Source organism: Prosthecobacter sp. (genome assembly GCF_049294395.1).
In the GTDB taxonomy this organism is placed as follows: Bacteria; Verrucomicrobiota; Verrucomicrobiia; order Verrucomicrobiales; family Verrucomicrobiaceae; genus Prosthecobacter.
On the sequence record NZ_JBAQCR010000217.1, the window covers coordinates 25,425 to 38,874 of the forward strand.

Consider the following 13,450-nt stretch of genomic DNA (forward strand, 5'->3'; position numbering starts at 1 on the left):
GACAAAAAATCGTCGGAGCATATACGGCCAGAATTACGAAATTCCGCCCCAGAATTCAACTGTTTCCTTTCTGTTTCCTAGGCAGACCCATTATTTAATTGGGATAAAATCCTATCTATACACCCTGCGGGAAATTCCAAACTCCACCCGAGGACGCTTGAATAAAACAAAACCGCCGCAGCGAGCGACTCCCGGCACTCACTACGGCGGTATGTTTGGGTCAACGAGAGAGGGACGGCTCTCAGTTGGCCTTCTTCGGACGGCCAAGCACATCGTCCTTGGTCGTGAGCGCGACGGCGACGACCTGGTCGATGAGTTCCTGGCTGATCTTGAGATCCTTCAAAGTGTTCACGAGGTTTTCAGCGATGGCGTTAAAATGTACCTCGGTGAGGCCCATGCCCTCATGGGCTTTGCGCATGTCCTTGCCGGTCCATGGCAGCGGACCACCGAAGGCGGCGCTGAGGAATTCCTTCTGCTTCCGGCGCTGTTTGTCCATGCTCACGTCGTCGAAGAAATGCTTCACGCGGTCATCGGCCAGCACTTTGACATAGAAGGCGTCCACCGCAGCCTCCATGGCGGCCTTGCCTCCCAGCTTTTGATACAGGCTGTCTTCGCGGGCCTTCAGCCATTTGGTTTTGCAGTCTTCCTGGGCAAAGGACCATTTCCGGCCTTCGTAGTCGGCGGTGATGGCAGGATCGACCGGTTTGCCGCTGATCGGGCAGACGGTGTTGGAGGCTGTTTCAGTGGCTACGGCAGTGGGTTCGACCGCGAGCGCGGCGGCATTGACCAGCAGGGTCATGACAGCGGTGATGGTGACGATGGAGGAGAGAATAAGTTTCATGGTTTGGTTGGGCTATTTAATAAGTTGCATCGCCGATGCATCAATGCGCCGATCCTGCGCAGAGGTGCGCGTTTATTGCGCGCAGTCCCCCCCGCGCCAATTCCTGCGCACAAGGCCGCACTAAGCGAGAAGCGACAGGTGCGGTTAATGTTGCATGGTAAATACATGTTTGAAGCCAAGCCTGACATCACCGGACGCGCCGAAATCGAAACTCTGGTGAACACCTTCTACGACCGCGTGCGCACCGACGAGGTGCTGGGGTTCATCTTCAACGACGTCGCAAAGACAGACTGGACCACGCATCTGCCCAAGATGTACGCCTTCTGGGAGACGGTGCTCTTCCGCACCGGCGGCTTTACCGGCAATCCCATCGCCGCGCATGCCAAGCTGGTGCCGCAGACGCCCATGGGCCGTGCGCAGTTTGATCACTGGCTGCAGCTCTTTCGCAGCACGGTGGATGATCTCTTTGGCGGTGAGCGCGCGGAGCACATCAAGAACTGCGCGGCAGACATGGCGAACGTGATCTATTCGCGCATCAACCAGGTGCCCGATCCCCGCTTTGATCCCGCCAACCTCACTCCGGAACAACGCGCGCGTTATTCACGTTATCAGCAGCCTGCCGCATGAGCCAGTTTCCCGCCTGCAAACACAAGAAACACAAAGCCACCGGTGCGCGCCGTGATGGCCTGCGCTGGCTCGCGTCGGAGCCCTACCGCCTGTTCTTTTTCAGCGGTGCGGTGTGGAGCATCATCGGCGTGGCACTGTGGCCGTTGTATTATGCGCAGCAGCTTGGTTTTTATCCCAGCTTCGTTCACGCGCGGATCATGATCGAGGCCTTTGGTGCGGCGTTCGTCGTCGGCTTTCTCGGCACCGCCGGGCCGCGCATGGCCACTGCTCCGAAGCTCACGCCTCTGGAGCTGTTCTGGCTCTTCGCGCTGCATCAGGCCTGCGGCTTTTCCCATCTCACCCTGCACATGGCCTGGGGGGATATGTTTTTCATAGCGCTGCTCGGTTCACTGCTGCTGTGTCTTGTGGTTCGCGTGGTGAAGTTTCGAAAGGAAGCGCCGCCACCGCAGTTGCTACTCGCGCTCACAGGTCTGATCTGTGGCATCACAGGTGCGTCGTTGCTGCTGACAAATGCCACTTTGCTCGATCCGCAGCGCCTTCGTCTCGCCAATCTGCTGCTCTATCAGGGCCTGCTGCTGCCGCCGGTGCTGGGCATCGGCGCGTTTGTGTTTCCACGCATGCTCGGCGGAGATTTTGGTGATCCGAAAACGGCGGCGCAGAGCCGCACAAAGCTCATGCGCGCTCTCATGGCGGCAATCCTGCTCGTGGGCAGCTTCTTGCTGGAGGCCTGCGGCCAGATCATCGCAGGCTATGCACTGCGCGCGCTCGTGGCGGCAGGCTATTTGCTCATGGAAGTGCGCTGGAAGACGGCGCAGAGCGGCTCACTCACCACCGGTTTGTTTTGGTCGCTGATCCTCGGCTGGCTCGGTCTGGCGCTGGCCGGATTCTTCTACACCCAGCATGTCAGCGTGGAGCACCTGCTCTACATCGGCGGCTTCGGCATGCTCATGCTCATTGTTGGCAGCCGCGTGCTGTTTGGTCACAGTGGCGATCTCGACGGCTTTTTTGTGACGAGCAAGTGGGTGCGCTTCCTGATCTTCCTTGGCGTTCTGGCCGCCATCACCCGCGCCACGCCCGCTTGGGTGCCTTCGACGACGATGTCCCATCACATCTACGCTGCACTGACGTGGGCACTGCTGGCGCTGTTCTGGCTGCTGTGGCACCGCCGGCGTTTTGTGAAGCGGGATGAGGAGGATTAAGCTGCGGCGGGTTCCAACACCCCCGCAAAATCAGCACAACATTCCCCACGCATAGAAAGGACTGCAACGTCCTCCTCCCGTTAGTCTCACGCATGAACCCTGCGCTGATGAATCCCGAGTGGTCCAAGGTGGCCTCGATGGCCTATGACGGCTTTGATGAACGTCCCTTTCTCGTCTTTTGGGAGATCACGCGGGCCTGTGCGCTGGCGTGCCAGCACTGCCGTGCCGAGGCGCAGTCGCATCGTCATCCCGATGAACTGAATCGTGAGGAATCTAGCCGGCTGATCCGCCAGCTCGCGGAGCTGAATCCACCCATGCTCATTCTCACCGGCGGTGATCCGCTAATGCGCACGGATGCGCTGGACCTCGTGCGAGAGGCGACGGCTGCCGGGCTGCATGTGGGCCTGAGCCCTTCGGCGACGGCGCGGCTCATGAATGCGGATTTTGCGGAGATCAAAGCGGCGGGCGTCGAGCGCATCTCGCTAAGTCTGGACGGTGCCTCACGCGAGACGCACGATGCCTTTCGCGGTGTGAAGGGCACCTTTGACCGCACCATCGCGGCGGTGCATCGAGCCCATGCGGCAGATCTAAGCGTGCAGATCAACACCACGCTCACGCGCGGCAATCTGCGTGAGTATGAGGCCTTCAAGAAGCTCATGTTTGAGCTGAAGCCCGCCATGTGGAGCGTCTTCCTGCTGGTGCCGACCGGTCGTGCCGGCATTGCGGATCTGCCGGACCCCTTGGACATCGAACACGTGTTTCAAGACATGGCCTCGCTCGTTGGCAAGGCTCCCTTCGCCATCAAAACCACGGAGGGCCACCACTTCCGCCGCGTGCTGATTCAAAAGCATGGTGCCGGTGGCAGGCAGCGCCCCGGCATGCGCTCACCGCTTGGAATCCGCGATGGGCGCGGGGTGATGTTCATCTCCCACACCGGCGTGGTGTCTCCCAGCGGCTTCCTGCCCTTTGACTGCGGCAACGTGCGCGACGAGCACCCTGCAGAGATCTACCGGCATCATCCGCTCTTCGTCTCGCTACGCGACAACGATGCACTGGGCGGCAAATGCGGGCGCTGCGAGTTCCGCACCGTCTGCGGCGGCTCCCGGGCACGCGCTTATGGCGTGACGGGAGATCCTTTTGCGGAAGATCCGGCCTGTGTGTATCAGCCGCGGCAGGGCAGCGCGGTGCTCTGCTAAAGCGAAGGGGGCGTCCAGTCGGGGATGCCACCGGACTTGAGCTGATTTTCATAAAGCTCCCAGTAAGGCTTTGTTGGCGACATGGGTGCGTTTTCATTCACCATGAGCGGGCGTGCTTCCTTCCAGTAGCTGTCATAGGCGGCGCTCATTTTTTGCACCACTTCAGGGTAGTCAGCGCTGACATCGGTCTTCTGATAGGGATCGGCTTCGAGATCGTAAAGCGCGCCTTTCGTGGGCTTGGCGGCGGCTTGTTGTTTCTTCTTTGGATTGCCAGCACCTCCACGCGGACCCACGTAGCGGAAGCGCTGGTTGCGCACGCCGTAGTTGAGAAATTCCTGCGTGTTTGGCTCTGTGCCCGTGGGCCAGCGGGCCACATGCGTGAAGAGGAAGCGATCCTCCCACTTGTCGGCCTTGCCCTCAATCAGCGGCAGCAGGCTGCGGCCTTCCACCTGGTTCTTCGGCAGCTCAGCACCAGCCAGCGCGGCAAAGGTGGGCAGCAGATCAATGTGTGCGGCGACGGTGCTGATGTCACGCCCAGCATTGATATGTCCATCCCAGCGGATGAAGAACGGCACGCGCACACCGCCTTCATCGGTGGAGCCTTTCAGACCTACTTGATCGCCGTTGAAGAACGGATAGCCGGTGGCGAGGTCCTTGCCGGGAACGCCTGAGCCGCCACCTGTGGTGCCGTTGTCAGACATGAAGATGACGACGGTGTTTTTGTACAGATCCCACTCCTTCAGCTTCTCCGCGAGGCGGCCCATGTTTTCGTCGATGTTTTCGATCATGCCATAGAATCCGGCCTGATCCTTGCCGAAGCCGAGATCGGTGAAGCGTTTCGCATTCTTCTCCGGCGCGATGTACGGGCCGTGCGGAGCGTTGGTGGTCAGATAAGTGAAGAACGGCTTGCCGCTGTCCTTCTGCTGCTTCATCCAGCCGAGTGCGGCGGTGAAGAAGACATCTGTGCAGAAACCGTGCGTCTTCACAAAGCTGCCATTGTGACGGATCACGGGGTCCATGTACGTGTTGTCCGGCGCATCCGCACAGGAGCAGGGATAGGCCTGGCCGATGCCGCCTGCGCCGTGGATGAAGGCCTCGTCAAAGCCGCGCTTGTTCGGCTGATAGGCTTCTTCATCGCCGAGGTGCCATTTGCCGAAGATGCCGGAGGTGTAGCCCGCCGTTTTGAGCACCTGTGGCAGGATGGTGGCATTCAGCGTCATGCGCTCGCGCTCCAGAATGGTGTGCGTGATGCCGTTTTTGAGATCATGCCGGCCTGTCATGATGGCACTGCGTGTGGGCGAGCACGTGGGGCTGACGAGGAAGCGGGTGAAGCGCAGGCTCTGGGCGTGAAGCGCATCGATGTTCGGTGTCTTCAGCCAGGGATGCCCATGACATGCAAGTTGAGCGTAACCCTGATCATCCGTCATGATGAGAATGATGTTTGGCTTGCCGCCCGCGAGATCCGCGAAGGCATGCAGGGTCAGGACAAAAAGAAGGGTCAGGGCGAGTTTCATGGTCGGGAGTGTGAGGACGCGGATCAAGCGACGCTCTTTCAACGCAATGCGGTCAGATATTACGGGCACTACTTTTTGTATGGCGTGCGTTTCACCTCTTCGATGACAGGAACGTCCTTGTTCATCGCCTCATAGGCGGCCATGAGCCGTTTCACTTCGTCGGGATGCTGTGCGGCCACATCATGCTGCTCACCGGGGTCGTTTTGCAGATCAAAGAGCTGCATCTTGGCTGCGGCATCGCCCGTGTTGAGGCCGGGAAAAGCGTCAATGTTGTACTGCTCGTAAGGCGCGAGAATCGTCACTCCATCTGGCGCGCGAGGATCGAGCCACCTGCCATCTGAGCCGGGTTTGAGCTTCAACTGCGTGGCTGGCAGCACGTGCAGCTTCCAGCGTGCATCGCGGATGTTGGCCAGCTTGGAGTTGAAGTGTCCAAAGAGGTGCTCGTGCGGTGACTTGGCAGCGCTGGTGAAAAGCGGCATGATGCTGCGGCCATCCAGCACGCGCTCATCCGGCATTTTGGCTCCCGTTACCTCCAGGACCGTGGCAAACAGGTCCATCGTGATCGCCATTTGATCGCTCAGATGTCCGGCTGGAATCTTGCCGGGCCAGCGTGCGATCATCGGCACGCGATAGCCGCCTTCCCACTGCGAGCCCTTCATGCCGCGCAGTCCTCCGGTGCTGCCGCCGAACCAAGCACCGTTGTCACTGCTGAAAAGCACGAGCGTGTTTTCATCCAATCCCAGCTCTTTCAGTTTCGCCAGCACCTGGCCTACACTCCAGTCGAGCTCTGCCACGGCATCCCCATAAAGTCCTGCGCCGCTCTTTTTGTAGAACGCTTCGGAGGCCGCGAGCGGCTTGTGCGGCATCGCTTCCGCGAGGTAGAGAAAGAAGGGCCGGTCCTTACTGCGTTCGATGAAGCCCAGTGCGCGCTCCGTGTAGCGCCGCGTCAGCGTGGCCTGCACCACGGGGTATTCGATGACCTGCGTGTTTTCCAGCACCTGCACGGGCCGCATGTCATTCGAGTACGGGATGCCGTAATACTCATCAAAGCCGCGCTCCGTGGGCAGAAAGCCCGCCTTGTGGCCGAGATGCCATTTGCCCACCATGCCTGTGGCATAACCGGAGGATTTCAGCACCTGCGCCAGCGTGACCTCCTTCTCAGGCAGATGCAGCGCATCTGCCACCGGTCCGCCATCCGGCGCGGGATTCGCCGTCATGCCACAGCGAAACGGATAACGTCCTGTCATCAGCGCGGCGCGCGTGGGTGCGCAAAAGGATGCCGGACAGTTGAACTGCGTGAGCCTGGCACCCTCCTCCGCCATGCGGTCCAGGTTAGGCGTTTTGATCTGCGTATGCCCATAGCAGCCGAGATCGCCATAGCCGAGATCATCCGCGAGGATGATGATCACGTTGGGCTGCTTCGCGGCCAAGGACGAAATCAAAAAGACGAGGAGGGAAAGCAGAGTGATGAGAGGAGTCTTCATGTGCGTGGTGGGGCTGCGGCGTGTACTTCACGAAGCCAGATCGGTACTCTTTCGCATCATGGCGATCATGCGCTCAGTGTCTCAGTCCTCCCCCTTGCCACCCGTCGAGTCCGGATTGCGCGGCTCATCATGCTTTGGCAGCCACTGCTGCAGTTCGGATTTGATTTTGGCAGATTCCGGCTTGTTGGCGAGGTTGCTGCGCTCCAGAGGATCAGCGGTGTGGTCATACAACTCCTCCTCACCGTCTGCATAACGGATGTAGCGCCAGCGGTCGTTGCGCAGCGCGTGATTTTTGAAGCCAGCGGTGGTGAGTGCGGGACGATCCCAAGCCACCGCAGGATTTTTGAGCAATGGCATGAGGCTCACGCCATCGAGGCCAGATTTGGCGGGCAGTCCGGCCAGCTCCACCAGCGTGGGGTAGAGATCCAGCAGGCTGACCGGATGCATGCAGGTCTGCTGCGCGGCAATCCCTGGCCCCGCGATGATCAAGGGCACATGGGCTGAGCCCTCGCGCAGGCTGCCCTTGGACCAGTTGTGCTTTTCGCCGAATTCATAGCCATTGTCGCCGCAGATCACGACGATCGTGTGCTCACGGTTTGGGCCGTCGGTGAGGCCCTTCAGAATGCGGCCCACACAATCGTCCGCATAGCGTGAGGAGGCGAGATAGGCCGAGAGCAGTTCCTTGCGCCGCTGAATCAGCTCCGCCTCGGTCTTGTGCGTTTTTTCACGCACGGACTCCGGCAAGCCTGCGCTTTCATCGGCAGCCAGATCAGGCACGGTGATGCTTTGAGGTGGAAAGAGATCGAAGTACTCCTGCGGCACATACCAGGGCGTGTGCGGCTTCACGATACCGCAGGCCAGGAAGAAGGGCACCTCATGCGGCTTCGTCAAAAACTCCGCCGCCCATCCGGCCAGCTTCCAATCCTCCATCTCCTCCTTGCTCTTGTAGAGCGGGCCCCATGCATGTTTGCCGATGGCATTCATGCCCTCGCCTTCCGGGGGTGCCGGAGCATGTTTCTTGGCCTTGCGGCCCAGCTCGATGCTCTCAGCCCAGATGCGCTTGCCTGCAGCAGCGGCGATGGCGGAGCTGAAAACTTTGCCTGCGCCCGCGAGGTGATAGCCCTGATCGCGGAAGTACGTCGGCAGCGAGATCGAGCGCATCAGAAGATGATCTTTTGGCAAAGAGTCCTGGCTGTTGTCATAGATGCCCGTGGTGGAGGGGCGCAGGCCGGACAGAAAGGCCGTGCGCGAAGGATTGCACACCGGCGCAGCGCACTGTGCATTGGCAAAGGTCATCCCACTTTTCGCAAAACGATCCAGCTGCGGCGTCACTGCCTGCGATGCAATATCCGTGCGGCCCGCGAAACCGTTCTGATCATAAATCACGATCAGCAGCACATTGGTCTTCGGCGCAGTGGCTGCCTGACCTGAAACAAGCGGTGCCATTACCAGGAAGAGGAGTGCGCGTGTTTTCATAAACAGCGCCCTCAAACGTTGGTGGGCCCAAGTCTTTCGTGAAATATTCGCCGGGCTTCCACCTCCCATGGTCATGAAGCCTGCCTTTTTTGCCCTCGCCCTCATGCTGCCTTCACTGTCCTGCACCGCCAGCACCCCCGCACAGCCCGAGGAGGCTGGAAAGGTGCGCTGGAGCCGGATTCTGGAAACGGCGCTGGCCTCCAGTGCTCAGACAGGAAAACCGGTCTTTGCCCTGTTTCAGGAGATCCCCGGCTGCGCGGGCTGCAAGCAGTTTGGCCGCGATGTGATGTCCAATCCGTTGCTGGTCGAGGCCGTGGAGAACGAGTTCACCCCCCTGCTGATTCACAACAACAAGGGCGGCAGAGACGCGGAAGTGATGCAGCGCTTTGGCGAACCGGCGTGGAACTACCAGGTGGTGCGCTTCCTCAATGATCAAGCGGAGGACATCATCCCGCGCAAAGACCAGGTCTGGGATGCCGGCGGCATCGCGGAGCGCATGATCGCGACACTGACGCAGGCGAAAAGGCCGGTGCCCGCCTACCTGACACTGCTGGCCGCGGAGCACTCGCTACGGCTCAAGCAGGCCGTGTTTGCCATGTACTGCTTCTGGACCGGCGAGATGGCGCTGGGTCAGATTGAAGGCGTGATCACCACCGAAGCTGGTTTCATGGCCGGACATGAGGTCACGCTGGTCAACTATGACCCGGCGGTCATTTCACTGCCGCAGTTGATCGCAGCAGCGGACAAGGTGGAATGCTCGAATGCTGCCTATGTGCCCGCAGCGGATCTCCTCAGCGCCACGACCTCACGGCTCAAGGTCGGTAAGATCTCCGGCTACCGCACCGCCCCCGCAGACGATCAGAAAAGGCAGCTCAGAGGCACTACAGCAGAAAAGCTGACGCTTTCTCCAGCTCAGGCCACCAAGGTGAATGCGTGGATCCGCAGTGATGCGGCAAAGGCGGCCAGCTTTCTCACACCCTCGCAGCACGCGCAGCTCGGAAGATGAATCACCAGGAAATCACCGCACGATCCTTCACGAACTTCCCGCGCAGCGCATGGGGCGCATCCAGTGCCAGCCATGTCAGCGTATCCGCGCCTTCATCCGGTGTGCGTGGTGCCTCACTGCCGCCCATCTCCGTGCGGCACCAGCCGGGGCACATGCTGTTCACCATCACGTCTGGCAATGCGGCGGTAAGCTGCTGCGTGAGCATGTTGAGCGCGGTCTTGCTGATGCAATAAGCCGGCGCCCAGGACTGCGGCTCACCATCCAGCTGCCCCGCACCACTGGAAACATTGATGATACGCGGCGCACTGGATTTGGCGAGCAGCGGCGCAAACGCCTGACACGCCCGCAGCGTGCCGACGACATTCGTATTCAGCGTTTCCAGCAGCATCTCGGGCTTGAGTTGGAGCAGACTTTGATAGTGATCCAGCAGGATGGCAGAGTTGTTGGCCAGCACATCGAGCCGGCCAAACTGCTGCTCGATTTGTTTCACCGCAGCTTCCACGCTCGCCTGATCCGTGATGTCCAGAGCCACGCCGCAGGCACCATCGCCCACCAGTACAGCGGCCTCGGCGGCCCGCTTGCCATCGCGACTGGCGATGATGACTTTCGCGCCGCGTGCGGCCAACTGCCTGGCTGCAGCGAATCCAATGCCACGCGTGGCTCCGGTGATGAGAATGACAGGCTTCATAGAGAGGTGAAGGGCACGAACCCTCAGGCCCGTTCCCAGCGGAACTTACGCTCCTCCTCGCGGATCGGTTGGTCGTTGATGCTGGCATAGCGCCTGGCCATGTAGCCGTTCTCATCAAACTCCCAGTTTTCATTGCCATGGCTGCGCCACCACTGACCGGCCTCGTCATGCCACTCGTACTCAAAGCGCACGGCGATGCGGTTTCCCGTGAAAGCCCAGAGCGTTTTCTTGAGGCGGTAGTCATGCTCCCTGGCCCACTTCTTTTTCAAGAACTCGACGACTTCGGCGCGGCCATTGAGAAAGACATCGCGGTTGCGCCATTCCGTGTCGGGTGTGTAGGCCAGCGAGACGCGTTCGGGATCGCGGCTGTTCCAGGCGTCTTCGGCGGCCTGGACTTTCTTGATCGCTGTTTCTTCGGTGAAGGGTGGCAGGGGTGGGCGTGGGTTCATGGTGTTTGCAGTTTGAGCTGGGATTCGAGTTCGGCAATGCGCGCCTTCAGCGGCGCCACGGCGTCTTGTACTTCCGCAGCAGTGAAGCGCGGCGTGATGAATTTGGGGCAGTTCCAGTCGTAGGATAAAACGTCGATCACAAAGATGCGCTCCACCTTCGCCGCGTGACCTCCGGGCGGCGCGGTCTTGGCGACCAGATCCGGATGCTCCCGCGCATCCAGGACCCGTGCATGACCAAGGATCTTCAATCGCTCCCGCGCCGGGTAGTCCATGAGGAAGAGGCTCACGCGGTCATTCTTCGCCAGGCTGCCCACGCTGATCATCTGGCGGTTGCCACCGTGATCGGCAAACATGAGTTCGTTCGGTCCGGTGACGCGCAGAAAGCCCTTCGTCCCGCCGCGATGCTGGAGATACGGCCAGCCATTTTCCGTGATGGTGGCCATGTAGAACGAGTCACGTTCCGTGATGAAAGCGGCTTCTCCGGCCGTGAGCGCATCACGCTCGGGCGTGGTGTCAAAGGCGGGATAGGTCCGCCCATAGTAATGACGCTCCGCCTCGAACACGGCAGGCGTGAGCACGGTGTGCATGAATCGGTCGGCCATAGTCGAGGAGGGAGCGAAGGGTTGCTGACGATGAGGAAGCGAAGGGTTGCTGACGATGAGGAAGATTGCCGGATGCTTTTTAGAATACGAGCGTCTGCCAGCCTTCGGCGAGATAGCGGCGGATGCTGGCAAATCCGGGTGTGCCGGCCAGCGCGAAATCTTTGATCTCTGGCAAACCGCAGGCTTCGACTTCCTTCGTCGTACCAAACACGGTGGCACAGCCGCAGGAGGCACCAGTGATGGCGGGACGCACGGCATTGTAGAGGCCATGGGCCGGATGCGTTGGCTTCGAGAATTCGGCAGGCCAGCGCACGCCGGTGCCGGCGAACACGACACTGACTTCGTCGTTCTTTTCCTGGGCCTCCGCCGCAAGAGCAAGGGCATTGAAAGCACGGCCAAGGGCTTCTTCGCCGTTTTTAGGATCAGAGGTGATGATGATTGCGAGTTTCATGGGAGGGTGTGTTTGGGTTGATGAGCTCTTGAGTGAGCAAGCGGACACTGCCGCGCCGGTGAGGCTGCGGGTAATGCCGGTTGGCAGTTGCCGTTATGCCGGATGTGCATAACCTCTGCGGCATGATGGACCGCATCCGAGCCCTGCTCACCGTGATCGAAGAAGGCAGCGTCAACCGCGCCGCTGTGCGGCTGCGGATCACCCAGCCCGCGCTGAGCCGCCAGATGCAGGCTTTGGAAAATGAACTCGGCGGCAAGCTGCTGGAGCGCGAAACGAGCGGCGTGAAGCCCACGGGTCTTGGCCATGCCCTGGTGAAATCCATGAGCCCTCTGGTCGCCAGCTATGATGAAGCATTGGCCGAGCTGCGCCGACAGGCACGTGGAGAGCGCTCCGAGCTGCGCGTGGGCTATCTGCTTTCCGCAGCGCAGAGCATGCTCACCCCGGCACTGGCAAAGCTGCGCAAGTCCCACCCGGAAGTGAAGCTGAAACTGCACGACATGTCCCCGCGCGAGCAGCTCGACGGCCTGCGTGCCGGAGAGCTCGATCTCGCGCTCATCGGCCAGGAAGGAGTGATGGCGGCACGTGAATTTCACAGCGCCAAACTCTGCTCGCTCCATGTCTGCGTGGCGGTGTCGGACGATGATGCCATCGCGGCGCGGAAAAGCATCGCGCTCAAAGAGCTGAAGGGTCGGGACTTCATTGGCGTGGATGAAGACCAGGTGCCCGGGCGAAATCGCTGGGTGACTGCTCTGTGCAAAACCGCCGGGTTCAAACCGCGCTTCGCCGTCGTCGTGGATGGCATCACGAATGTGCTCTCACAAGTCGTCTCCGAGTCAGGAGTGACGCTGCTGCCCGGCTACTTTGAAAAGCTGCAGCATCCCGGTGTCACCTTTGTGCCCGTCAGCGATGAGAGGGCTCGCTGGGACTTCATCGTCCTCTGGCAGAAAGGCCGCGCCTCCACCGCAACGCGTGCCTTGGTCGAGGCACTGAAGCAGGTCGCAGTGAAACTGCGCTGATCAATGCAGCCGCAGGCCATGCTGCTGCCAGAAGGACTGCAGTGCCGCATGCGAGCCGTTGAACACATTGCGCTCCACCGGCCGGTCGAGATTGCCAAAGTAGAGGCTGTTGCGGTGCAGGCCGTGATTGTACACCTTCGGCTGTGAGCGGCCATGTCCCCAGTCCACACCACCGTACTGCCACAGCGTCCAGTCAGACCACACCTGGTATTGATGCAGCAGCCCCCTCGGATTTCCAGGTGCCGGATACACCGGCCCCGCACCACTGTCGTGCGCATAGAGCGCCAGCCAGTAGGGCATGCGGCGCAGCTTCGCTTTGGTGGCCGGATCAGCGCTGCTGAGGAGCTGCTTCAGATGCGTGCTGTTTTCCAGATACGCCACCGGCACCACACCCGTGCGCGATTCCACCCGGTCCATGAACCGCAGAACGTCCGAGAGCCGCGAGTTCGCATCAAAATCAGCGCACAGCAGCAGCGCCGGTGCATTCCATGCCCGACCCCGTGCCAGCGAATGCGCACGTGCGCAGAATTGATCCGCCTGTGCCACCGCATCCACGTGATTTTGCAGGCGATAGTAAACTCCCGGTAGCATCCCGGAGCGATCCGCTGCGGCAAGGAAGTTCCTGCACTTCTCATCCAGATTCCCGCCCTTGCCCGCCCGCGCGATCAAGCCGCTGGCCCCGTTCGCCCGCAGCGCAGACACATCGTGCTCCGAGTAGCCCTGGCCTGCCCGCTGCTTCTCCTTCGGATCATAAGCCGAGACATTGATGATCTGCGGCATGCCCCAAGAGGATGGCGGCAGACTCCCCGGCGTGCCGCCTGACTGCGGAGTGGTACAACTGGCAAGGGCAAGGAGAAGCGGCAGCAGAAAGTGTTTCATTGGCGAATGATTCACTCCGGCT

14 protein-coding genes are annotated in these 13,450 nt (G+C 60.6%); 5 read left to right on the plus strand and 9 right to left on the minus strand.

Translation table 11 applies throughout. From position 1 onward, the window contains the following. Nucleotides 1–241 precede the first annotated feature (241 nt). The gene (locus WAW39_RS14960; protein WP_422320003.1) at nt 242–841 is read right to left on the minus strand and encodes a hypothetical protein; all 600 of its coding nucleotides are present in this window, start codon (nt 839–841) and stop codon (nt 242–244) included. 165 nt (nt 842–1,006) lie between these two features. Between WAW39_RS14960 and WAW39_RS14965 the strand changes: the two genes are divergently transcribed. The 3 genes from WAW39_RS14965 to WAW39_RS14975 all read left to right on the plus strand — a co-directional run bounded on the left by WAW39_RS14965 (nt 1,007) and on the right by WAW39_RS14975 (nt 3,863). Further along, entirely contained in the window at nt 1,007–1,468 is a 462-nt protein-coding gene (locus WAW39_RS14965) for a group III truncated hemoglobin (RefSeq protein WP_422320004.1), read from the plus strand. Continuing rightward, nucleotides 1,465–2,667, plus strand: a complete 1,203-nt coding sequence (locus tag WAW39_RS14970) for an NnrS family protein (protein ID WP_422320005.1) — start codon at nt 1,465–1,467, stop codon at nt 2,665–2,667. The genes WAW39_RS14965 and WAW39_RS14970 overlap by 4 nt, the downstream gene beginning before the upstream one ends. 92 nt (nt 2,668–2,759) lie before the next feature. Further along, entirely contained in the window at nt 2,760–3,863 is a 1,104-nt protein-coding gene (locus WAW39_RS14975; RefSeq protein WP_422320006.1) for a radical SAM protein, read from the plus strand. On the opposite strand, the gene WAW39_RS14980 is transcribed toward WAW39_RS14975, so the two are convergent. From WAW39_RS14980 to WAW39_RS14990, 3 genes are all read right to left on the minus strand, one after another. Beyond that, the gene (locus WAW39_RS14980) at nt 3,860–5,377 is read right to left on the minus strand and encodes an arylsulfatase (protein WP_422320007.1); all 1,518 of its coding nucleotides are present in this window, start codon (nt 5,375–5,377) and stop codon (nt 3,860–3,862) included. The genes WAW39_RS14975 and WAW39_RS14980 overlap by 4 nt on opposite strands. A gap of 68 nt (nt 5,378–5,445) precedes the next feature. Then, on the minus strand, nt 5,446–6,861 hold the full coding sequence (locus WAW39_RS14985; RefSeq protein ID WP_422320008.1) for a sulfatase: 1,416 nt from the start codon (nt 6,859–6,861) through the stop codon (nt 5,446–5,448). 81 nt (nt 6,862–6,942) lie between these two features. Next, nucleotides 6,943–8,337, minus strand: a complete 1,395-nt coding sequence (locus tag WAW39_RS14990) for a sulfatase (RefSeq protein WP_422320009.1) — start codon at nt 8,335–8,337, stop codon at nt 6,943–6,945. A 73-nt stretch (nt 8,338–8,410) separates the two neighbouring features. Between WAW39_RS14990 and WAW39_RS14995 the strand changes: the two genes are divergently transcribed. Further along, nucleotides 8,411–9,343, plus strand: coding sequence for a VPGUxxT family thioredoxin-like (seleno)protein, type 2 (locus tag WAW39_RS14995; RefSeq protein WP_422320010.1), 933 nt, complete (start codon nt 8,411–8,413; stop codon nt 9,341–9,343). A gap of 1 nt (nt 9,344) precedes the next feature. Here the strand turns inward: WAW39_RS14995 and WAW39_RS15000 are convergent, their stop codons facing one another. The 4 genes from WAW39_RS15000 to WAW39_RS15015 all read right to left on the minus strand — a co-directional run bounded on the left by WAW39_RS15000 (nt 9,345) and on the right by WAW39_RS15015 (nt 11,533). Continuing rightward, entirely contained in the window at nt 9,345–10,031 is a 687-nt protein-coding gene (locus WAW39_RS15000) for an SDR family NAD(P)-dependent oxidoreductase (protein ID WP_422320011.1), read from the minus strand. Nucleotides 10,032–10,054: 23 nt separating this feature from the next. Next, nucleotides 10,055–10,480, minus strand: coding sequence for a DUF1348 family protein (locus WAW39_RS15005; RefSeq protein ID WP_422320012.1), 426 nt, complete (start codon nt 10,478–10,480; stop codon nt 10,055–10,057). Next, nucleotides 10,477–11,082: a pyridoxamine 5'-phosphate oxidase family protein gene (locus tag WAW39_RS15010; protein WP_422320013.1), complete on the minus strand. Its 606-nt coding sequence runs from the start codon at nt 11,080–11,082 to the stop codon at nt 10,477–10,479. The genes WAW39_RS15005 and WAW39_RS15010 overlap by 4 nt, the downstream gene beginning before the upstream one ends. 79 nt (nt 11,083–11,161) lie before the next feature. Further along, on the minus strand, nt 11,162–11,533 hold the full coding sequence (locus tag WAW39_RS15015; RefSeq protein ID WP_422320014.1) for a hypothetical protein: 372 nt from the start codon (nt 11,531–11,533) through the stop codon (nt 11,162–11,164). A 122-nt stretch (nt 11,534–11,655) separates the two neighbouring features. On the opposite strand from WAW39_RS15015, the gene WAW39_RS15020 reads away from it, so the two are divergent. Continuing rightward, nucleotides 11,656–12,549, plus strand: a complete 894-nt coding sequence (locus tag WAW39_RS15020; RefSeq protein ID WP_422320015.1) for a LysR substrate-binding domain-containing protein — start codon at nt 11,656–11,658, stop codon at nt 12,547–12,549. On the opposite strand, the gene WAW39_RS15025 is transcribed toward WAW39_RS15020, so the two are convergent. Continuing rightward, nucleotides 12,550–13,428, minus strand: coding sequence for a GH25 family lysozyme (locus WAW39_RS15025; RefSeq protein WP_422320016.1), 879 nt, complete (start codon nt 13,426–13,428; stop codon nt 12,550–12,552). Between the last annotated feature and the right edge of the window lie 22 nt (nt 13,429–13,450).

Excerpts from the sequence above, each read along its gene's own strand:
- WAW39_RS15020 (WP_422320015.1), top strand. The coding sequence starts at position 11,656 with ATGATGGACCGCATCCGAGCCCTGCTCACCGTGATCGAAGAAGGCAGC.
- WAW39_RS14980 (WP_422320007.1), bottom strand. The coding sequence starts at position 5,377 with ATGAAACTCGCCCTGACCCTTCTTTTTGTCCTGACCCTGCATGCCTTC.
- WAW39_RS15025 (WP_422320016.1), bottom strand. The coding sequence starts at position 13,428 with ATGAAACACTTTCTGCTGCCGCTTCTCCTTGCCCTTGCCAGTTGTACC.
- WAW39_RS14995 (WP_422320010.1), top strand. The coding sequence starts at position 8,411 with ATGAAGCCTGCCTTTTTTGCCCTCGCCCTCATGCTGCCTTCACTGTCC.
- WAW39_RS15000 (WP_422320011.1), bottom strand. The coding sequence starts at position 10,031 with ATGAAGCCTGTCATTCTCATCACCGGAGCCACGCGTGGCATTGGATTC.
- WAW39_RS14965 (WP_422320004.1), top strand. The coding sequence starts at position 1,007 with ATGTTTGAAGCCAAGCCTGACATCACCGGACGCGCCGAAATCGAAACT.
- WAW39_RS15005 (WP_422320012.1), bottom strand. The coding sequence starts at position 10,480 with ATGAACCCACGCCCACCCCTGCCACCCTTCACCGAAGAAACAGCGATC.
- WAW39_RS14990 (WP_422320009.1), bottom strand. The coding sequence starts at position 8,337 with ATGAAAACACGCGCACTCCTCTTCCTGGTAATGGCACCGCTTGTTTCA.
- WAW39_RS14960 (WP_422320003.1), bottom strand. The coding sequence starts at position 841 with ATGAAACTTATTCTCTCCTCCATCGTCACCATCACCGCTGTCATGACC.
- WAW39_RS14985 (WP_422320008.1), bottom strand. The coding sequence starts at position 6,861 with ATGAAGACTCCTCTCATCACTCTGCTTTCCCTCCTCGTCTTTTTGATT.
- WAW39_RS14975 (WP_422320006.1), top strand. The coding sequence starts at position 2,760 with ATGAACCCTGCGCTGATGAATCCCGAGTGGTCCAAGGTGGCCTCGATG.
- WAW39_RS14970 (WP_422320005.1), top strand. The coding sequence starts at position 1,465 with ATGAGCCAGTTTCCCGCCTGCAAACACAAGAAACACAAAGCCACCGGT.
- WAW39_RS15015 (WP_422320014.1), bottom strand. The coding sequence starts at position 11,533 with ATGAAACTCGCAATCATCATCACCTCTGATCCTAAAAACGGCGAAGAA.
- WAW39_RS15010 (WP_422320013.1), bottom strand. The coding sequence starts at position 11,082 with ATGGCCGACCGATTCATGCACACCGTGCTCACGCCTGCCGTGTTCGAG.